Source organism: Arthrobacter sp. S39, from assembly GCF_004320525.1.
Taxonomy (GTDB): domain Bacteria; phylum Actinomycetota; class Actinomycetes; order Actinomycetales; family Micrococcaceae; genus Arthrobacter.
Window position 1 is genome coordinate 1 of sequence record NZ_SIHX01000018.1, and the last position, 20,263, is coordinate 20,263.

Here is a 20,263-nt window from a genome sequence, read left to right on the forward strand (position 1 = left end):
CAAACGCACCGCCCGCGGCTACCGCAACCCCGGCAATTACAAATCCGTTATCCTCATGAGAAGTGCCGTCCGGACGGCGGCATAACACTCATCCGGGAATCCATTTCCCCATGAACCGCGAAGAGCCGGTTTGTCGGCCACCCAGGCGAAGTGTTCGGCGTGGTCAGGATGCCGGCGATTCATGATAAAGATGCCGCTAACTTGCTGCTGCCTGCCGCGCGCGGTAGGAAGCCACGTGAATCCGGTTGGCGCAATTTCCGGTGTCGCAGTAGCGCTTCGACCGGTTCCGGCTGAGGTCCAGCACGGCGGCGTCGCAGTCTTCGGCCTCGCACGTGCGCAGCCGGTCCATTTCCTTGCCGCGGATGACGTCCGCCAGCGCCATGGCCGCCTCCGTGCTAATGCGGTCTGCCAGTGGGGCTTCGGGGGTGGTGGCGTGGAGGTGCCAGTCCCAGCCGTCATGCTTGACCAGCTGGGGCAAGGCGTTTGCATCGCGCAGGAGCCGGTTTATCGTATCCACTGCTGCATCTTCACCGGCGGTCCACATTGCCGCAAGTTGGTGCCGAAGCTGCCGGACGCTCGCCAGCTCCGCCTCGTCCCGGGTCCTGGAACCCGAGAACCCTTCGGCAGCCAAAAAACTGTCCAGGTCCGCCTGCGCCGCAAGCGCCTCCCTGCCGTTCGCCGCGGAATTAATAAGATTTACGACCGTTCGCAGTGCCACTTCAGTGTCAGGGGCAAAAACCATCTTGACTCCTAACGCTGCTAAAAGCATAGTGTAATGACCATTACCCAACTTTACTCCTGACGGGGCGCGGTGCCTGCCGTCAAGAACCCCCAGAGTCGGCACACGCCTATGGCCGGCGGGGGTTTCATGGCATCCGGACTCGGCATATTGCTCTTCTTTTCCGCGGTCTTCGGACTTTCCCGCGTCAGCCTGGCCAACGTAGGAATCAGGCAGCTGCTCGACCCGGGCTGGAAGATGCACGTGTCCGGCTTGGGTTGGCAATCACGACCCTTTGGAGACCAACCGGTGCTTACAGCCCTGACGTCGAACATCTGCCGTGCTCGAACACAAGGTTTGTTTGCGTGCCAGCCACTGCTGGATTTGACGACAAGTGGTCTATGACAAATTGGCGGATGTGGTCGGTGTTTTCGGCCACTATATGGAGAACGAAATCGTCAGCGCCTCCCAAGACGAAGAATTGCTTGATTTCGGGCAAATCCCGGAGTTCTTGGCCGAAGGCATTCATTAGATGGCGAGCTCCGGGTCGCAAGCGCACGCTCACCAATGCCTGGAGAGGCATTCCCATCATCTCAGTGTCAACTTCTATGGTGAAGCGCTTTATTATTCCCGCCCTCTTAAGTCCCTTGATTCGCGCAAGACATGTTGAAGGCGCGAGTCCGAGTGCTTCGGCCAAGGACTGGTTGGTTTGCCGCGCGTTGGCCGAAAGCATACCCAAAAGCCTTAGGTCAATGTCGTCGAGGGCAAGGCGTTGCAGTTTCTGCGAAGGGGACACCTACATAACCCCTTCCAGCTGCAAGTATGAGGCATTTTCCAGAAGTTTGCCATAGATTATGCACTCCAGGTGCTTAAATGCCGCACGTTCTGCCATGCTTTTCTGCATATACTCTCAATTCTCAAAAAGGAATCCAACTTGATTATTTCAGTTCCTAAGGAAGTCAAAAACAACGAGTTTCGGGTTGCCATCACGGCTGCAGGCGTGCACGAACTCAAAGCGAATGGCCACGAAGTGCTTGTAGAAACCGGAGCTGGAACGGGCTCCGGTATTAGCGACCAGGAATATGCACTCTCCGGAGCGGAGATAGTTCTGACAGCTGATGAAACCTGGGCCCGGGCAGACATGGTCATGAAAGTTAAGGAACCTATCGCCCCCGAATATCGTCACTTCCGGGACGGGCTACTCCTTTTCACCTATCTTCACCTTGCTGCCGAGCCCGAGCTGACCCAGGCGCTAGTTGATTCCGGTGTCACGGCAATCGCCTATGAAACCGTCCAAGAGGGCCGCTCGCTCCCGCTGCTCGCTCCGATGTCAGAGGTTGCCGGTCGACTCTCCGTCCAGGTGGGTGCATCCTCCCTCATGGCTCCTGCCGGCGGCAAGGGTGTGCTACTGGGCGGAGTTCCCGGCGTCCGCCCAGCCAAAGTGGTCGTCCTTGGGGCCGGTGTGGCCGGTACTAACGCTGCAGCGATGGCGTTGGGTCTCGGCGCGGACGTTACCATCTTGGACATCAACATCAACCGCTTGCGTGAACTCGACGCCCAGTACAAGGGCCGTCTGAAGACCCTCGCTTCCAACTCATACGAGATCGAAAAGTCTGTTATCGATGCAGATCTCGTCATCGGCTCAGTGTTGATTCCCGGAGCGAAGGCGCCCAAGCTTGTCACCAACGATCTCGTGGCCCGGATGAAACCGGGCTCGGTCCTGGTGGACATCGCTGTAGACCAGGGCGGCTGCTTCGAAGATACCCGCCCAACCACCCACGAGAAACCGACTTACAAGGTCCACGAAACTATTTTCTACTGTGTCGCCAACATGCCTGGTGCCGTTCCAAACACTTCCACCTACGCACTGACGAACGTCACCCTGCCCTATGCGGCTGCGTTGGCCAATTTGGGCGCTAGGGCTGCCTTTGACCGACTCCCTGCCTTGGCGGCCGGCCTCAACGTGGTGGCCGGAAAAGTTACGAACAAGTCTGTCGGTGATGCTCATGGATACGACCTTGCTGGCTGGCAGGATTATGTGACCGTTGGATAATGCGACCGTGCCTGTCCGCCTCATAGCAGCAGGCACGGCGCCCCCTTTCCCGCAAGGACGTGTGGCGCCAGATGGCATTTCATTTACAACCTAAATGGCAGTCGATGGTTGGTCAACTAGTAATTATCAAATTGCAGGACCAGGACGTCCGACGCGGTGTAGTAGAGGCTGTAACGGCCGACGATCGAATCCTATGGCTATATGGCGATGGAGCCGAACCCCGGCGTCTTTTTGAGCGCACAGAAGGATTCGAAGTGTGGGTCGATTACAAGTGGGAAAGCAATGAATTCCGCTCAAGCGGTCGTTTTCAGGAATCGGAGACGTCGTGAGGAAGGAACACTCTATTGCGTCTGCATGTACAGAACTCCCAAAATCCTTCACCGCCAATAATTAGGTGGCTAGAGAAATTACACGAATTCACTCTGAAGAGGCATCAATCAAATCCTCAGGCATCCTGGTCACCTGGTACAGCCCCTGGTCCTTCACTGTTGAATTAATCAGGCAAATTCCCCCTGGAGTCATGTATGAATACCTTGCTCCAGAAACCAGGATGCTAACGGTTGCCTATGCATAACATGAGGAACTTGTGAGTGACCATGTTTGAGGCGATCACGCACGTCAATGCGGCCGACGGCACAATCGGAACCTCCAACCCAGCAATAGCAGCGACCTGAACCGACATGCTTTTGGGCACCCACTCGGTGCTCGTGGTCCGGGTCCCCGGCTCTGAACTTCGCATCAGGTCGGGAAGCCTGTTTCTCGGTCAGGTGTTCCGCGCCGGGCCTGCAGGTCCGGCGGATCGCGTTCTCGTAACCGCGGAAAGGATCCAGCCCCACCGTCCTGATCTCGGCGATGTGAAATCCGCGCTGCGTTCCTGGAGCCAGTCCGTCTAGGCCCTTTCCGGACCGTCCGGGAACCAGGTCCAGGAGCCGGACATGGACGTTCCCGTCCGCGTGTCGCGGGTGACTTCCACGATCCCAGTGACCATGCCGGTGCCGGGCGGGCCGGGGTGGGACAGACATGTTCATCGCCGAGTGTCATCTACACCCTGCGGCCCTGGCGGTGAGCTTTGCCCGGGGCCCGGCCAACTCACAGATTTCAATATCGCATTCCGTCAGCGATTCTCTTAACTAGGCCCTCCCCAGCCCTGCCTGGAGAGCCGCCGTGCGCAGCGAGCAGCCAGCCTGGCGGGCAGCGGGACAGACCATACTAAACACGCCGCTGCCCGCGCGCCGGGAGGCACCCCTCTCCCGCTCACCGGAGCTCACTGGCCCACCTTTCGAGTGTCACACCAGGGGGAACCTTGCTGTTCAGGCGCGCTTCATAGCGGCCCGGGGCCAGCCGCGTCACCGAGATGCCGACCTGTTCAGTGATTGCCGCTGGCTGCAGGAGGTCCACCGCTTCATCCAGGGCGGCATCCAGTTCTGCTCGGGTCTGAACGGCTACGACGAGACAACCGGCTGTTGTGTGCATGGTGATGATTCCTTACTCTCAGTGCGGTGATCAGTACTGTGGAAGCGCCAGATTTTCTGGCGTCGAGGGAGGAACGGTACGCCCGGCTTGGTCAACAGGAGACTTGACCGAGGCGCCGGCTTCGCCCAAGCGGAACTTAGGGGATCAGGCGTCCGGCAGAAGAAGGGTCCGGGCTCTTGATTGCCGCAGAACGGCGGCGATTGGCTTCTGACAGACCAATAACGGTGGCTTCAACGTCTTCCAGAGATTGCAGGATCCAAGCGAGGGCAGCCAAGTCGTTGGAGCCTTGGGTCGGGTCAATCCATGACGCCTCCAGGAGTGCAGCCCGGCGACTGATCCTGCCGGAAAGTTCGAGAATCAACGGCGGAATCATTGCTAGGGATTCGTCCCGGGACAGGTGCGCGAAAGCGTCCTTTCCAGCGCCACGGCGGGTGGCGGTCGTTTGGGCCCGACCAGTGGGTGGGTTCGACGGGGGTTGAAACGGTGAGGTTGAGTGCGTCAGGGTCAGGTCAAAGGAGGTGGTGGTCATCGATCTGTCCTTCGGATTCTTCAGGGTGATGGTCTTTTGAAAGTGTTCCTGGTACGCCGGGAGGGGACTTCCGGGCGGTTCGTCCCGCCGCAGAACGTCCGCGCCGCAGGCACACCGTCCGCCGCCGGAATGGGCCTGTGGCGCGGACATTCCGCGGCCCTTCAAGCCCGGCGCACCTCCCGATCAATGCAGCCAAATACGAAACAGCGGCTTCCAGGGCCACATTCTCCACGCCCCCCGGTGGCCCGGTCGTCGGTCCCAACAACACCGATCGTCAGTGCCTCTGCCGGGCACCAGACCAACCATGCTTAACTGCGAAGAGCCTTTGTGGCTAGCGAAGCTGTCAACCGAATGCGGTGCAGACGTTTTGAGGAGGAGCGGGCCTCCCCAGCCCGCCCCACGCTGTTCGTACCGGTGCTTCGCGGCCCATCACCGGCAGCTGCCATACGCTTGGAGTGTCAGGCGCGGCGGTAGCCTTCGAGGATAGAGTCGTCGACATCGGGCAGGTTCACCACGAGGTTTTCAGGGGTGCGCGTGGTGAGCCAGATGAGTTCCTCAGTAGTGCTCATATTGACCTCCACATGGGGCATAAATGGAGGGACGAAGACGAAATCGCCTTCAAACATGTCGACGTATTCCGAGTAGTTCGCGCCGTAGTAGATGCGCCCGTGGCCCTTGTAGACGAAGCCGCCTGTTTCTGCTTCGCCGTGGTGATGGGGAAGGGAGCGGAAGCCGGGATCGTTGTGGACCTTCCCGAACCAGATTTTTGTCGCCGGAGTGTGCTGGATACTGACGCCGGAGACCCGGTGCGCGCCTCCGGATTGACGGGTGTCACTGTATTCTTGGCCGGACTTTGTCACCACCGGAATCACCCTGCCGTCGGTTGCGTACTGGGTGTTGTCGCCCTCAAGACGGTAGTGGGCCGTTGTCTGGGTGTTGCTCATTGTTGTCTCCTAATAGTCGTTGGGAGTTGGATGGTTATGAATTGGCCAGCGACTGGCCGGCGCGGTAGGCCATAGTCATACCGGGGCCCAGCGTTCCACCTGCACCGGGGTAGCCGCCGCCCACCGGATGGGCGGTAGTGTTGCCGGCGGCGTAGAGGCCGGGAATCGGATTCCCGTCGACGTCCAGCACCTCGGCGGCGGCGTTAGTGACCACACCGCCGTTCGTGCCAAAGGCGCCCGGTACTATTTCAACCGCATAGAAGGGTCCCCGTTGCAGCGGGGCGAGGGACCGGTTGGGGTAGCCGCGGCTTCCGTCGCCCCAGTACTGGTCGTAGTCGTTATCCCCGCGGGCGAATTCAAGGTCACGTCCCTCCATGGCGAAATTGTTGAACCGTTCTACAGTTACTTCGAGCGAGCCTTCTGGTAGCCCGAGGGTGGCCCCCAGCTTGTTCAGCGTTTCCTCGGAGCGCAGCCATACAGGCAGGGCATCTCCTGCTCTGTAGGTGAGGAAGCCATACTGTTCCATGTATTCCTCGTCCACGATGATGTGTGCCGGGAGATGTGCCCAGTTGTGGTGGACTGGGTCCACTGCGTGGAATGCCCGGGTCATGTCGTTGTAGTTCTGCGACTCGTTGACGAAGCGCTGCCCATGTTTGTTCACGATGATGCTGCCCGGGCCCTGACGTTCAAAGCGCATCAGGGTGCCTAACTGTTCCCCTTCGGACTCATCTCCGTGAATGATGGCCATGGGGGCCCAAAATGCTTCGCTCATGTTGCCAAGTTTGGCGCCCAGCCGCTGGGCCATCCGGATGCCGTCTCCGGTGTTGTTCGGAGGAGAGCAGAGGGCCATCACGGGACCGCCCAGGAACTCCTTTGCCATCTGCCGGTCCCATTCGAAACCGCCGCAGGCCAACATTACGGCGGCGGCCGCGAATTCCGTGTCGGCGGCAATAACGCCAGTGACGCGTACGTGCTCGGTGAGCAGCTTCTCTGCAGGCGATTCGGTAACCAACACAACGCCAAGATCGGCGGCGGCCTTTAAAAGCGGTGCCACCACCGAGTTGCCCCGTGAGACTAAACCGGCGTCCAATCGTTCCTGGAGCTTGTCCCAAGGAAAACGCGTGAACGCAACCCACTGTTCGTATTCCTGCATCGAGAACGGCATACGAGTGTCGGGACGAAGGGCCTCTTTCAGGGACCCCAGCTTGGTGGAGTCGTAGAAGGCCGGGTCTAAGGACCGCCCTCCCGGAACCGATCCTTCAACGTCTGGCCGATAATCCGGGTAGTCATCCACGGAGGCAAAGTAGAGGTCGGCGTGCTCTGCAAGGAAGTCGATCATGGCCGGACCGCTATCCACAACGGCTTCGAGAACGGCATCGGCGGTGTGTCCCCTGGTAATACTGCGCAGGTACTTTAGGGCGTCTTCCCGACTGTCGGTCAGCCCGCGTTCGAGCATGTAGCGATTATTAGGGACCCAAAGAGTGCCGCCGGAGATAGCAGCTGTCCCGCCGAACCACTGGGCTTTCTCCAGCACGGCGACCGTTTTGCCGGCCTTCGCGGCGACGATGGCGGCAAGCAGGCCGACCGCGCCTGAGCCAACGACGACAACGTCGTAGCTGTGGGTGCCGTCATGTCTTTTTGGAAGGTTCCAAAACTTCATTTTCACGTTCCTTAGTCAGGAGAGGTCAGCGGTTGACGAGCAAACGGGCGGCCTCCACGGCGCTCATGCCCACGCGCACGCCGACGTCGGTGGCCAGATCATTGCTGGCGCTGATGATGCCGTCGAAATAGGTGGAGTGGCCATCACCCATCCGGGCGGTGTTGGCCGAAACGGCGGCGCCGGGTATTCCGGCCTCATTGGCAGGGCCAAGGGCTGCGATGCCGGAGCTGTTCTTCCCCATTGCTCCGTCAGAGCAGATGAAGCCGTAGGGGCGGAACTTGGTGATGTACTCGATTACGGATCGGCCGGTGTGTCCGGCAGTACATAGAACATTGGTGTTGCAATCTTCCGGCAGGGCATCGGCGATGGAGTTTGTGCAGACCACATTGTGGCCATTCAGACCTTCTTCAACCACCTGACGATTAGTTACGTCCAGTTCTATACCGTCGACCGGCTGGTCCAACATGAGATCGCCAGCATCCTTGACAGCCATCCCGGGGGCAACGCCCAAAGCGTATGCGTAGCCGTTGACCTTGGAAATGAAACCATTTTCGTAAAGGTCGGCGCCGTTGCCGTGTTCCACACCGGTAATGTCAGCCGCGGCGGCAGGAATGCCGAGGGCTTCGAAGTACCAGAGCCCGGAAATCCCTGCGCCGTCCTTGCCGACACCGCAATCGAGGCCAATAGTCGCCACAGGCCGCATCTCTTGTAGCAACCGGGCGCAATACACTCCAGCATAAGAGGCGTTAACGACCACATCAGCGTTTGGCCGGGCTTCGGCGGAGGCGGCATGAGCATGCGAGTGGGTCGCAGAGTCCAAAACAACAATGCGTCTGCCGTTGCGTTCCTGCGGGAAAAAGCGGTTCTCAATCTCTGTGACGGCTCCTTTGCTCGCCATGGGGTGTTTCTCCTTCTCAGTGTCCGCTGGCTGCCTAACGGCAGAAGTTACGTAATTCACCGACGCCTTCGATCCTGGTGATGAGTTCGTCTCCTGGCTTCAGGAACTCCTGAGGGGTCCTGCCTGCGCCAACGCCGGCGGGGGTTCCTGTCGCTATCAGGTCTCCCGGTTCCAAGGTCATGAACTGGCTGATGTAGGCCACGAGTTCCCTGCAACTGAAGATCATGTCGTCGGTCCGGCCGCTCTGCATAAGGCTTCCATTGACCAGGCATTGCACGGAAAGGCCCTCGGCAGGGTCTATTTCATCGGCTGTGACGATGAATGGGCCCACAGGGGAGGTTGCATCGAAGTTCTTCCCTTGGAACCATTCCTCGGTGCGCTTCTGCCAGTCGCGGACTGACACGTCATTCATTGCGGTGTAGCCCAGTATTGCCTTGGCGGCGGCATCGGCAGCGGCGTTTCGGACTGTCATGCCTATGACGATCACGAGTTCGGCTTCCCAATCGACGCGCGTGCTCTGCTCTCTTTCGGGCAGTTGTATGTCATCCCGCGCCCCCAAGAGCGTATTGGTCGTTTTGGCGAAAAGCGTGGGGTAGGCGGGGGCATTCTTTCCGACCTCGCGGGCGTGGTCAAAGTAGTTCAAACCGGCGCAAACAAACTTCCCCGGCCGGGTTATTGGAGGTGCCAGCTCTTCAGGCAGCGGCTCAGGTCCCTGTTTCCCACTCAACGATGACCAGTCAGAGCGCTCCAGCAGAGCCCCGGCATCGGGGACGTCGAAGTACGTGGTAGTTCCACCATTCTGACGGAACGCTTGGGTGCCGCCGCCCTCGCGACGTACAGTCCCCAGTCTCATAAATATCCTCTACTTCTAGTTAGCGGTTCGACCGGGGGCGGCTGCGGGATCGCATCCTGGCACCCAGTCGACCCAGACCGTGTCATCCTGGACCATCGGAACCTTCGCAAAAAGGATCCGAGCTGGCAGTTGAGTCTCATTGAGGAGGTAGTGATGAGTTCCCCGGCGGCAAAGCAAGGACGTTCCCTGGCTCAGATCGGAACGGCTGCTTCGTCCGCGCCATACCGTCACTGTTCCTTCCAGCCCCGCAAAAAATTCGTCGTAAGCCTCATGGAAGTGATTGGCGAAGACCTCGCCTGGCTCAAAGGTCTTTATTCCGACAAAGATGGACGGCGTATCGAGCAGCACCGTCTTTCCGCCACCGTCCGCCAGAAGGGCTAGTTCGGTCAGGGCGTCGGTTCGGATTGGTAGGGCGTCTTTCGGAAAAGGCACTTTCCGTGTTCCTTCCTCAAGTTGGAACGCTCATCTCGAAATGGATCCCGTTCAGCGCGATCCGTCGATCACTGCATGGACGAAAACGCAGTCGGGGTCAGGAACATGCTGGTTATGCCGGTCGTGAGAGGGCCACTCTGCTCCGAGGCTGCCTTTACGGCCAGCCATCGCTCATCATCTTTGAAGGACGCCCAGCTTGCCTCGGCGTCCGAATGACGAAGGAGGTAGACGAGCCGGTTCGCGTCTTGGGCATCAACCCAGTAGCCGAGGCTTTCGATGCCGTGCTCCGTGAACAGTTCGAGTGTGTGCTCGCGGAAACGGGAGCACAGATCAGCCATGCGACCAGGTACGGCATCATAAATGCGAAGCTCGTACGAACTCATGCCTTGACTCCATTCGCGGCATCAACCTCGAGTGACATGTCAGTGAGCGCCCATGTCGTGTTTGCGGGCGGCCACGGGATGACCTCATAACGGTCCCAGCGACGATGAATTGTGTGCCGCACAATCCGCCACCCATCAGGGGTGCGGATGAGCTCGTCTTCGTAGAATCCGCCCTTGAAAATGAAGTTCGCCTTCTTGGGGTCGGAAGTGCGGTGAACGCCCACGTGCAGATACTCGGCGCGGGTTGCGGCAGTGTCTCCCTCCAGTGAGACAATCAGCACGTTGCTTAGCAGATGTTGATGTGAATACACCGGATCGTCCTTGGTCAGGAACGGTTTCATCTCCTCGGCCGACATCTCCGAGCCAGGCCCGTTCCAGTTCACGAATACCGCGTCAGGGGCGAACGCCAAGTCCCACTCATTGAAGTCACGCCCGGGTGTGTCCAAACCTGACGAGTACCTAGCCAGGGTGGCTGGTATTTCGATTCGATCCGCAATCTCACGCATATCCATGTCCATGTACTTCCTTCACTGCTTCGTCATCGAATCCGGAGCCACGCATCGTTGCCGGCCTCCGCAGCTGCCGTGATGCATCTCTCATCGTTCGGCGGGGATGAAAAAATTGTAGAACATTTTTTTGGAGAAGCAAGAATGCTTCGCGTGGGGGTAATCTTGGACGGAGAGTACAGTAAATAAAGGACTAATGAGAGATCCCGACGGGATGAAGGAATATGATGACCAACGCACGCCAACAGCAGAGGACGCCATTGTTTAGAAATCGCCCCACGATCAAAGACGCTGACAGGAGCACCATTCTTGGCTATGCGGTCTTCTCAGCGCAGCGATCAGGTTCGCTCGCCCGTTCATTGCAGCGCCGATAATGAGCGAACGGTCGAATGCTGCCTCGACAAAGATCGCGGTCGACCAGCTCGTTGATTCTCTGACCGATCGGATCCTCACCGGCGTGATACCTGCCGGAGATCGGTTGAAGGAGAGTGTTCTCGCCCAAGAATTCCAAGTCTCCCGCAATACAGTGCGGGGAGCACTCGCAGTGCTGGAATTCCAGGGACTCTCACGATATGAGCGAAATCGCGGCTGGGTAGTCTGGCGACCCACTCAGGAGGACCTCCTGGACGTCCATCTGACCCGCTTCTACCTAGAGACGGCGGCCGCACGCACCGTCGGTCCTGGAAAAGACTTCGCGGCCTTGGAAAAGGCGCTGAATGCCTTGGTGGCTGCGCTGGATGCAGGCGACCCGCGAAGCATTGTGGAGCGTGATCTGGAATTCCACGCTCAGGTCGTTGCTTTGATGGGAAGCCGACGTCTAAACGAGTACTACGAACGCCTCGCTCAGGAACTTAAGTTTTCACTTTTCGTTCTTTCGATGTCCGATCTGTTCGGGGACCGGGAGACATGGTGCCGGTGCCACGTTGATATCTTTTATGCCCTCACCAGCGGTGATCCCGAGCGTGCCGTGAAGGCCGTGGGTGATGCGGTCCTCTCCACCCGAGAGGACGTGCGTCGATCGTTCTTGCCCCAGGATTGGTCGTCCTCGGAAAAGGATAAGCAGAACAGCCTCGCCCCAATTTAATTTTGAATCCTGATGCACGGGAAGCGGGTGAATCCTTTGAATGGATCACCTGCTTCCCGTGGATCGATCATGCGGCCAAGGCTAGAGTGCGCTGAACAGCCGAGTATGTACGTGCTCGATCACGCAGTCGATCGATGAGGACAGCGAACACCAGCGCAACCCCAATCGCGATTTGTTGCGAATTCGCATCCAAACGAGCGAGGTTCATACCATTGGTCAACATCTGCATGAAGAATACTCCCAGTACAACACCTACGATTGTGCCCCGGCCTCCCCGCAGGGAGGCGCCGCCAATTACGGCAGCGGTGATCGTCTCCATCGTGTAGGTTGCGCCTAGTGTCGGCTGCCCTGATCCTATCCGGGCAGTCAGCAGCCAGGCGCCGTATGCGATGAGTACGCTACCCAACACGTACGCGATGATTGTCACCCGTCGCACAGGGATGCCGGCGATACGGGCGGCCACCGGATTGTCTCCGAGTGCGTACAGGTTTGCTCCGAACACGCTGTTGTTCGTGAGGAAGAACATTGCGATTACCACGGGGATCGTAAGATACACCAGCCACGAAAGTCCCAGAGGTCCGTCGCTGGCGAGTACGCGCGAAAAAAGCGTGGGAAGCCCCGTTACGGTGATGCCGCCGGAGACGATGATGGTGAGGCCCCCCAGGATGGTCGCCGCAGCCAGGGTCACAATGAATGCGTTGATCTTTAGTAGCGCGACACCCATGCCGTTTATCAGGCCGATTATGCCGCCGACCAGCAGCGTCAGGGCGAGGCTTACCAACACCGCCGTAACTTCGTTTCCGCTTCCGGAGTATGTGCGTAGCATGACTTGCGAGCTGACGATACTCATAAAGGAGACGACGGCAGCCACGGAGAGGTCAAACCCTCCGGAGACAAGGATCAGCATCTGGCCCATCGCCATCAGCAAGAGGAAAACGGATCGCTGCAGTAGCTCGGTGGGGTTGTTTGACGTTGCAAAGGTCGGTGTTGTAGTCGCGAAGTACACGAAGACGCCGAGGAGAAGCAGCGGAAGAGGGCCGACACGTCCGAACTGAAGGATAAGCCAGTCCATACTCCGTCGGCCGGAGCCAACTCCACTCTTGGTTTGGGGGGAAAGCGTTGCGGTCACTAGTGGTTCTCCTCTGTGGTGCCGAACGAGGCGGCAACGATGTTGTCGGGCGTGATATCTGCTCCGATCAAGGCGGTGGTAATGCGCCCAGTATTCATGACGACCACTCGATCGCACATACCTACCAGCTCCTCCACGTCGGAGGAAACCAGCAGAATGCCGATACCTTCTTCTTGGCACTTGGCGCGCAAGTGCCGATAGATTTCCATCCGCGAGCCAATGTCGACACCCGCCGTGGGTTCAACGACAACGAGTACCTTGCGTGGGGTGGACAGTGCGCGAGCAACCAGTGCCTTCTGCTGGTTGCCGCCAGAGAGTTGGCCAATAGGCATCCGTAAGGCACCGGCCGGACGCACGTCGAACTCACTAATGAGATGCGATGCAGCGTTCTGCAGCTTCCGCTTGAGCTGGAAGCCAGCACGGGAAAATGTACGTGAGATCGCCAGGCGCTCGACCATTATGTTTGCGGCGACCGAGGTCTCCGGAAGGATGCCTTCACGTTTTCGATCCTCCGCGAGGAAGCCGAAGCCCAGACGGTACATGGTGCGTGGCGTGGGACGTGAGACGGGTTGCCCTCCGACGTGGATTTTTCCGTGAGTCAGGGGCTCAAGACCGAAGATTGCACTCGCCACGTCGCCCTTGCCTGAACCAACGAGTCCACCGATTCCGAGAATTTCGCCCGCACGGAGCTCGAAGGATACGTCCAAGACCTTGCCGTTGCTAGTTGCGAGCTGGTCCACGGACAAGACCGGTTTGCCAATCTCTGACTCCTGCGCCTTCGCAGGATGCACGGTATCGAGATCGCGCCCTGCCATCTCATTAATGAGCTGCCTATCGTCGACGTCCGCCAGATGATGGGTGGAAACCTGCCGCCCATCCCGGAGCACCACCACGCGGTCACCGACTCGGCGTAACTCCTCCATCCGGTGGCTGATATAAACGATCGCCCAGCCCGTCGTCTTGAGACGATCAATGATACCGAACAGCTTTTGCGCTTCCGTGGCGCTAATTGCGGCCGTAGGCTCGTCAAACAGGATTACTCCAGGCTCGGAGTCTTGCGTAACGGCTTTGCAAATCTCTACCAGCTGTTGCTCCGCCCGTGTGAGGGCGGAAACTGCATCAGTTTCGGAGAAAGTGGCATCCACTTCAGTAAGTCGGCGTCGTGCCTCAGTACGCATAAATCCCTTGCGCAGAAACCCGGCGCGCTGTGGTTCCTGGCCGACGAAAAGATTGGCATAGACGGGCAGGCTCTCACAGAGGCTGAACTCCTGGGTGACCGCACGCACGCCGTGCTGGCGCGCCGCGTGCGGGCTATAGTGCTCTACCTGCTCACCACGGATCAGTAGTTGCCCCTCCGTAAGAGGGTGTCGACCGAGTATGGCACCGACGAGTGTGGACTTGCCCGCCCCGTTCTCGCCAAGAAGGACAAGACACTCGCCGGCCATAAGCTCGATTGATACATCCGTCAACGCCGTGACCGCCCCGAACTTCTTGGTGGCCCTACGGAGTTCGAGAACTGCGGAATTCGGCGGTGAGAAAGCGCCTTCAGCGGTGTCGCTTCCAAACGATGTAGTCGTCGGCAACATGTGAATTCCTTCGTCCAAAATCAAGTGGGTCAAGGTGCGTAGTGGAAGACAGGGGAAGCACCTGGCGACGAGGTGACGTCAGTGCGAGGAATCTTATCGAAATTGTCTGCCGTGATAATGAGCCCTTCCGCCGCGACTGTCTTGTAGTCAAGCTCGCCCTTGACGAGTCGAATCGCCTCGTTAACCACCATGCGCTGCTGAATAGGAACCACGTCGGACGAGACCGCTGCGACCGTACCGTCGGGAATTGCAAGGTAGGCATCCTCCGGCGGGGACCACGAGTACTGCTTTATTTCGCCCTCGCGCCCGGCATCTCGTACGGCGACCATCGCAGCACTGGAGGCAACGGCAACAGATACGATGTCAGTGATGTCTGGGTTTGCTGTCAGCGCGTCGGACGCGAAGGCGAGCTGCTTGGTCGCGTCGGTGTCGCCCCGAGGCGTGGCAACAATGACATTTTCCGGGGCCGCGGCGAAGGCGTCCTTCAAGCCCTTCATCGAATCGTCTGACCAGGTAACTCCCTCGGGGCCGGCCAAGACGAGTATCTTCTTCTCGCCCGGCTGCTTCGCGATGTGGTCCCCTAGAGCCTTTGCGACCTGGTAATATTTCGCGGCTACCTGGTGGAACTTCGGGTTGCCGGTCACGGTCGCATCGCACGAGGTGCCGTTGATCGAGTCGATGACTGCGATCCCTGCATCCAGGGCCTTCTCGACGGTTGAACACACGCCGTCCCCTGAAATGGCATTCAAGCCAATAACGTCATACTTTCCAGAGTTGATGCAGTCGTCCATTTGCGACAACTGGGTAGAGAGATTCCCGTACCCGCCGGCCTCGAACAGGTCATAGGAGATGCCGGTCCGCTTGGCCTCATCGTAGAGCGACTCAGCCTGAGCAACCCAGGTCGGATCCTTCAGGTGCGGAAAGAGCACACACATGTTGGTGCCTTTTCCAGCTCCGTCATCTACCGATTTCCACTGACTAGGGGTACCGTCCCCTCCCCATTCGGCGGTAACGGTTGCCCCGTACTCCCACGGTCCAGTCCTGACGGTTTGTTCTGCCGCGGGGGTCGCACTCCCCCCGGAACAGGCGCTGATGATCAAGCTGGCAGCGGCCATTGCTGCGACCGTTCCAATCTGTTTATTACGCACTTCGTACCTCAATTTCTCTGGACTCATCGAGTCGCTTATTTGCCGCAGAACTGCTGGTTTTCGCGGCGTCTGGGGCAGGAAAACTTGGGAAGCAGTAAACCGAGAATAGAGATTTGTTCCACAATTGGCAACAGGGTACGATCTACTCACCAGGCTGTAACGCCGGTCACACTAGCGAGCGCATCAGGGCGCTGCTCCCAGGATGGAGAACTGTTTGCAATGATTGCTAATGAGAGTAATGTCTGCATTTCCGTGGACACCGGAGGTACCTTCACCGATGCGGTCGTGACCATTGATGGAACGATCGCGGCGGTCGGCAAAGCTCCGACAACGTACGGCGGGCTGGTCGACGGATTCTTCGGCGCGGTGCAGGACGCGGCCAAGAGTCTCAGCCTCAGCCGAGACGAACTCTTCGCACGTGCGGACAGGCTGGTCTACGGCACAACGCATACCGTCAACGCTTATGTTCAGGGTAAAACTGCGAAAACGGCCCTGCTAATTACCAAGGGATTCGCAGACACGCTGCTGTTTCGCGAGGGCGGGCGTCCTCAAGAGCAGACCTTCGAATTCAACGTGCCATTTCCTGGGCCCTATATCCCGCGACTCCAAACATTTGAGATTGATGAACGTATTGACGCGGAGGGCGGCGTAGTTCGAGCTCTGGACGAGTCTGAAGTCCGCGATACGCTTCGCGGGATCAAAAGGGAGCAGTTCGAGGCGATCGCGGTCGCGCTCATTTGGGCGCCGTCCAATCATGCGCACGAGCATCGCATCGGAGAGCTCATAGAGGAGGAACTACCCGGCGTTGCCTACACGCTGTCGCATAGGCTCCTCCCCATCATGCGTGAGTACAGGCGGGCGTCGGTGACTGCGCTGGATGCATCACTCAAGCCGCTTGTCGAGGAAAGTCTCGGCGCGGTCGAGGAGGAAGTTCGGCGCGCCGGTTTCAGTGGGCCGATCCTGCTCTGCACATCTGCCGGCGGTGTCGTCCCGATTGATCACGCAATAACACACCCTGTATACCTCATGAAGTCCGGCCCGGCGATGGCCCCGGTCGCAGCTCGACGTTACGCCGAGCTGGAACAATTCCGCGGAGACGTCGTGGTGGTCGACACTGGAGGCACCACTTTCGACGTCGGAATGATCCAGGATGGCGAAATCGCACAATCGCGCATCACCTGGATGGGTCCCGAAGGTATCGGTGACCTCGTCGCGATGGCGACCGTGAACATCAAGAGCATCGGTTCCGGCGGCGGCTCAATTGCCAGCGTCGACGAAGGCGGTCTTCTATCTGTCGGCCCACGGAGTGCAGGGTCTGAGCCGGGACCGATTTGTTACGGCAAGGGCGGTACAGAGCCGACTGTGACAGACGCGGCGGCAGTCCTCGGTTATCTTCAGCCCGATTTCTTCTTCGGCGGCCGGATGACGCTCGAAGTAGAGCCTGCCCGCCAAGCGATCGCGAAGCTCGGCGAGCGGCTCGGCACAAGCGTTCCGCAGACAGCGGAGGGCATCATTCGACTCGCGAGCGAATCCATGATCGATGCCATCCATGGTTTAACCATCAACGCTGGCATTGATCCGCGTGAGAGTGTCCTTGTTGCCGGCGGAGGTGCGGCGGGCATCAACATCGTGCCGATCGCCCGCGAACTCGGTGTTAAGAAAGTTATCGTGCCCAGGCATGCTGGCGTGCTCAGTGCCGTCGGCATGCAGTACTCGGACCTTACCTTCCGCAGCGAACAGGCGAAGATCACCAACTCCGTTGCATTCGACGCGGAAGGTGTGAACGAGGTGCTCACTGCCATTGACGAGCGCTTGGATGCATTTGCGGTGAAGGCAAGCGGAGAGCACTCCGCTGTGTGGGAACGCGAATATCGCGCCGAAGCACGCTATGCCGGGCAAGTATGGGAAGTGGAGTTCAAGCTGCCAATCGGCGGCCATGGCGTAACCCAGGAGGACGTCGGCCGCCTCGTAGAGTCTTTCCATGAGGCTCATCAAAAGCAGTATACGTTCGTCGACCGTGATAGTGCCGTAGAGTTCATCAGCTGGGTCGGAGTCACTCGAGGCATCCTCGACATTTCTAATTCCACGGCTCCCGCCGGAACCTGGCATGGCCGCCCCGAACCGCTGGCGATACGGAAGTGCCACTTCGGCTCGGTGGAGATAGAGACCCCTATTCTCGCAATGGACGACCTTCCCGCGGGGGCAATCGTCGCAGGACCAGCGGCGCTTGTCAGCCCCACCAGCACCCTTGTGCTCTACCCCGACAGTGTTGCACGTGTAACGCCTCACGGCGACTTCGTCCTCACCGTCGGTGAGGACACCAGCACACCGGTTAATCACCCAGCGGAAGGAAATGTCCATGTCTGAGACTCTCGAATCGCCGGCGACGCGCACCGACGACGTCATCGACCCTATCCTTGCGACGGTGATCTCGCACCGTCTGAATGCCATCAACCGGGAGATGAACGACGCGCTCATGCACTCGGCCCGATCCGCCCTCATCTCAGTGGCACGCGACATGTCGGGTGCACTGATGACGGCCGACGGGACGCTCATTTCGCTGGCCAACTCGCTGCCGATCCACATTCTCGGCTCACACCTGCAAGTGGAATCCCTGCGCCGTCACCATCCGACTCTGCGCAACGGCGACGCCTACCTGCACAACGATCCGTACGAAGGATGCACCCATCCGGCGGATTTCACTCTGCTGGTGCCCGTCGTTATCGACGACGTGCACTGCTTCACCCTTACCCTTCTCGCCCACCAGGCCGATATCGGCAATAGTCAACCGACGACGTACATGTTCGACGCTAAGGACGTCTACAACGAAGGCGCCCTGATCTTCACTGCAACTCAAATCCAGCGCGACTACGAGGACGTCGAGGACATTATCCGGATGTGCCGTAAGCGCATCCGTGCTGCCGATCAGTGGTACGCCGACTACCGCGCGATGATAGGGGCGATCCGACTCGGCGAGCAGAGGATCCGCGAAATGTCCGAACGGTTCGGTGCGCAGACGATCCTCCGTCACTTGAAATGGATGGCGAACTATGGCGATGAGATGATGGGCGCCGCCATTCGGGAACTGCCCGCTGGACGCGCCGAATACGAAGTGCGTCACGATCCTGCACCAGGCCTGATGCCTGACGGCTTCCGCATCCATGCCGCCGTGGAGATTGACCCCAAGGAAGGTAAGATCATCGTTGACCTGACGGACAACGACGACTGCATGCCCAATGGACTGAACCTGTCAGAAGCGACCACCCTCGCTGGCGCACTCATCGGAGTCATGACCTCGCTCCCGAAACAGGTACCGATCACTGGCGGTAGCTTCCGTCGGATCGAGGTCAAGATGAGAGAAGGTGCGGCTGTCGGTAAAGCCGCATTCCCTCACAGTGCCTCGCTCGCAACTACGAACTTGCTCTACCGCCTTATTGGCGCAGTCCAATGCGCATTCGCGAATATCGCATACGGCCTCGGCTCGGGTGCCGGCGCATCGGGTATGTCAGCGGCATGGGGAGTGATTTCCGGACACGATCGTCGGTTCGGTGACAGGTTCTATGTGAATCAGCTGTTCTCCGCCTTCGGCGGCGGCCCAGCCACTGCCCGCGTTGACGGCTGGATCAACTTCGGTGGCGGCGGGGTGAACGGAATGCTGTTACGCGACAGTATTGAGGTCGTTGAGAGCAAGTATCCGGTCCGGATCGAGTCTGTGCGCATCGTTCCCGGCTCCGGTGGCGCGGGAAAGTTCCGCGGGGCACCTGGGCAGGAAATCACTTATGGACCCCGCTTCTCAGAGATGGAGTTGGCCGTGGCCGCTGACGGCATGGTTCACCCTCCCGCAGGAGTGCACGGCGGTCACGCTGGGGGGGCCGCCCAGATGTTCGTCGTTGCCCCCGACGGCTCAGAAAAGCCGCTTCCTGGCCTGTCGCTGCTGGCGCTGGACGCAGGATACCGAGTGCGCTCGATAGATAACGGCGGGGGTGGATACGGTGATCCGCTGGACCGCGAGCCAGCCCGAGTGCTCGCAGACGTGGTCGAAGGCTACGAAACCGCCGAGCGCGCCCGGTCTATTTACGGCGTGGCACTGGTGGGCGTGCTCGAAGAGAACACCCTGCGGTTCTTGCCTGAAGAGACTGTAAGCCTGCGCTCCAGTATGCGTGGCTAAACTACCAATCGGTGGTCCCCGCTCACAATGAACTGCTCCTCGGAATGGGCCGGAAAATTCACGTCCAACGCCGAGGAGCAGTTTTGTGCCTCATCTAATTGGACTATCCCGGTTGGTTGGTGATGGGGGCTGGCGAGTGAGGCGCCTTGAATGCGGTGTGGGGCCTGTGTTGATTGTAACGCTCGACTTTTTGTTTGGTTCCGGCTTCTACGAGGACTGAGGTGAAGGCGCGGGAGCGCGGAGCAGGATCAGGAGCAGTTGGCCGTGAGCACCCTCTGGATTTTCACGTCTTTGCGCCGCAAAAATCGGCCATTGCCCTGCATTGCGCATGAACGCCGAGGCGGCTTTCTGGGTTTTCGTCGGCAGGAGTTCCAAAGGCGGACCGGGAACGGTCATCAGCTGCGTGGAGTATGAACGAGTAGCCCGGTACTTTGCCGCGGTGTTTGGGCCCTGGAGTTCGCCTTGTCCTGCACCCGCCTGTCGATCTATGCATGCTTCCGTTGGGGATCCGACCGAGCTTCTTTAATGTCAACGTGACTCATTTCGCCCGAGCGGGCATATTCGTGCCGCGGCGCACTCCCGGCCGTGGACTGATACCCCGGTCGCCGGATCGGTGAAACGAAAGCGGCGGGCAGAGGTTGCGAGTCTGTATGCGGTGGACGGGAAGATAATAATAAAGGTGCAGTGGCTGGCTCCTTC

General features: G+C 59.2%; 18 protein-coding genes. 4 read left to right on the top strand and 14 right to left on the bottom strand.

The annotated features are described in order from the left end of the window. Positions 1 to 196: 196 nt before the first annotated feature. Both EYS21_RS21560 and EYS21_RS21565 read right to left on the bottom strand, forming a co-directional pair. Entirely contained in the window at positions 197 to 742 is a 546-nt protein-coding gene (locus EYS21_RS21560) for a CGNR zinc finger domain-containing protein (RefSeq protein WP_131135296.1), read from the bottom strand. A gap of 289 nt (positions 743 to 1,031) precedes the next feature. Then, on the bottom strand, positions 1,032 to 1,514 hold the full coding sequence (locus EYS21_RS21565; protein ID WP_131135297.1) for an Lrp/AsnC family transcriptional regulator: 483 nt from the start codon (positions 1,512 to 1,514) through the stop codon (positions 1,032 to 1,034). A 138-nt stretch (positions 1,515 to 1,652) separates the two neighbouring features. Here EYS21_RS21565 and ald point away from each other — a divergent pair, with 138 nt between their 5' ends. Then, entirely contained in the window at positions 1,653 to 2,771 is a 1,119-nt protein-coding gene (gene ald, locus EYS21_RS21570; protein ID WP_131135298.1) for an alanine dehydrogenase, read from the top strand. Between the two features lie 1,254 nt (positions 2,772 to 4,025). Here ald and EYS21_RS21575 read toward each other — a convergent pair. From EYS21_RS21575 to EYS21_RS21615, 9 genes are all read right to left on the bottom strand, one after another. Next, on the bottom strand, positions 4,026 to 4,244 hold the full coding sequence (locus EYS21_RS21575) for a hypothetical protein (protein WP_131135299.1): 219 nt from the start codon (positions 4,242 to 4,244) through the stop codon (positions 4,026 to 4,028). Positions 4,245 to 4,380: 136 nt separating this feature from the next. After that, positions 4,381 to 4,773: a hypothetical protein gene (locus tag EYS21_RS21580; protein ID WP_131135300.1), complete on the bottom strand. Its 393-nt coding sequence runs from the start codon at positions 4,771 to 4,773 to the stop codon at positions 4,381 to 4,383. Positions 4,774 to 5,231: 458 nt separating this feature from the next. After that, positions 5,232 to 5,717 carry a cupin domain-containing protein gene (locus EYS21_RS21585; RefSeq protein WP_131135301.1) on the bottom strand — a complete coding sequence of 162 codons (486 nt, stop codon included), beginning with the start codon at positions 5,715 to 5,717 and terminating at the stop codon, positions 5,232 to 5,234. A 34-nt stretch (positions 5,718 to 5,751) separates the two neighbouring features. Then, positions 5,752 to 7,377 carry an FAD-dependent oxidoreductase gene (locus tag EYS21_RS21590; protein WP_131135302.1) on the bottom strand — a complete coding sequence of 542 codons (1,626 nt, stop codon included), beginning with the start codon at positions 7,375 to 7,377 and terminating at the stop codon, positions 5,752 to 5,754. A gap of 25 nt (positions 7,378 to 7,402) precedes the next feature. Further along, entirely contained in the window at positions 7,403 to 8,275 is an 873-nt protein-coding gene (locus EYS21_RS21595) for a hypothetical protein (protein WP_165478374.1), read from the bottom strand. Positions 8,276 to 8,309: 34 nt separating this feature from the next. Continuing rightward, on the bottom strand, positions 8,310 to 9,128 hold the full coding sequence (locus EYS21_RS21600) for a fumarylacetoacetate hydrolase family protein (protein WP_131135303.1): 819 nt from the start codon (positions 9,126 to 9,128) through the stop codon (positions 8,310 to 8,312). A 15-nt stretch (positions 9,129 to 9,143) separates the two neighbouring features. Then, the gene (locus EYS21_RS21605; RefSeq protein WP_131135304.1) at positions 9,144 to 9,560 is read right to left on the bottom strand and encodes a cupin domain-containing protein; all 417 of its coding nucleotides are present in this window, start codon (positions 9,558 to 9,560) and stop codon (positions 9,144 to 9,146) included. Positions 9,561 to 9,628: 68 nt separating this feature from the next. Beyond that, positions 9,629 to 9,943: an NIPSNAP family protein gene (locus EYS21_RS21610; protein WP_131135305.1), complete on the bottom strand. Its 315-nt coding sequence runs from the start codon at positions 9,941 to 9,943 to the stop codon at positions 9,629 to 9,631. Continuing rightward, a complete protein-coding gene (locus tag EYS21_RS21615; RefSeq protein WP_131135306.1) occupies positions 9,940 to 10,461 on the bottom strand; it encodes a nuclear transport factor 2 family protein in 522 nt (173 codons plus the stop codon). The genes EYS21_RS21610 and EYS21_RS21615 overlap by 4 nt, the downstream gene beginning before the upstream one ends. A gap of 361 nt (positions 10,462 to 10,822) precedes the next feature. Here EYS21_RS21615 and EYS21_RS21620 point away from each other — a divergent pair, with 361 nt between their 5' ends. Further along, complete coding sequence (locus EYS21_RS21620) at positions 10,823 to 11,533, top strand: GntR family transcriptional regulator (RefSeq protein ID WP_131135307.1); 711 nt, start codon at positions 10,823 to 10,825, stop codon at positions 11,531 to 11,533. A gap of 67 nt (positions 11,534 to 11,600) precedes the next feature. Here EYS21_RS21620 and EYS21_RS21625 read toward each other — a convergent pair whose 3' ends face one another. Genes EYS21_RS21625 through EYS21_RS21635 form a run of 3 tightly spaced genes read right to left on the bottom strand, consistent with a single transcriptional unit; the run spans position 11,601 to position 15,183 of the window. Next, entirely contained in the window at positions 11,601 to 12,605 is a 1,005-nt protein-coding gene (locus tag EYS21_RS21625) for an ABC transporter permease (protein WP_131135308.1), read from the bottom strand. 56 nt (positions 12,606 to 12,661) lie between these two features. After that, positions 12,662 to 14,248, bottom strand: coding sequence for a sugar ABC transporter ATP-binding protein (locus EYS21_RS21630; RefSeq protein WP_131135309.1), 1,587 nt, complete (start codon positions 14,246 to 14,248; stop codon positions 12,662 to 12,664). Between the two features lie 29 nt (positions 14,249 to 14,277). Beyond that, positions 14,278 to 15,183 carry a substrate-binding domain-containing protein gene (locus tag EYS21_RS21635; protein ID WP_165478375.1) on the bottom strand — a complete coding sequence of 302 codons (906 nt, stop codon included), beginning with the start codon at positions 15,181 to 15,183 and terminating at the stop codon, positions 14,278 to 14,280. A 432-nt stretch (positions 15,184 to 15,615) separates the two neighbouring features. Between EYS21_RS21635 and EYS21_RS21640 the strand changes: the two genes are divergently transcribed. After that, entirely contained in the window at positions 15,616 to 17,763 is a 2,148-nt protein-coding gene (locus tag EYS21_RS21640; RefSeq protein WP_131135311.1) for a hydantoinase/oxoprolinase family protein, read from the top strand. After that, positions 17,756 to 19,564: a hydantoinase B/oxoprolinase family protein gene (locus EYS21_RS21645; protein WP_165478376.1), complete on the top strand. Its 1,809-nt coding sequence runs from the start codon at positions 17,756 to 17,758 to the stop codon at positions 19,562 to 19,564. Before EYS21_RS21640 ends, EYS21_RS21645 begins: the two co-directional genes overlap by 8 nt. The last annotated feature ends 699 nt before the right edge of the window (positions 19,565 to 20,263 follow it).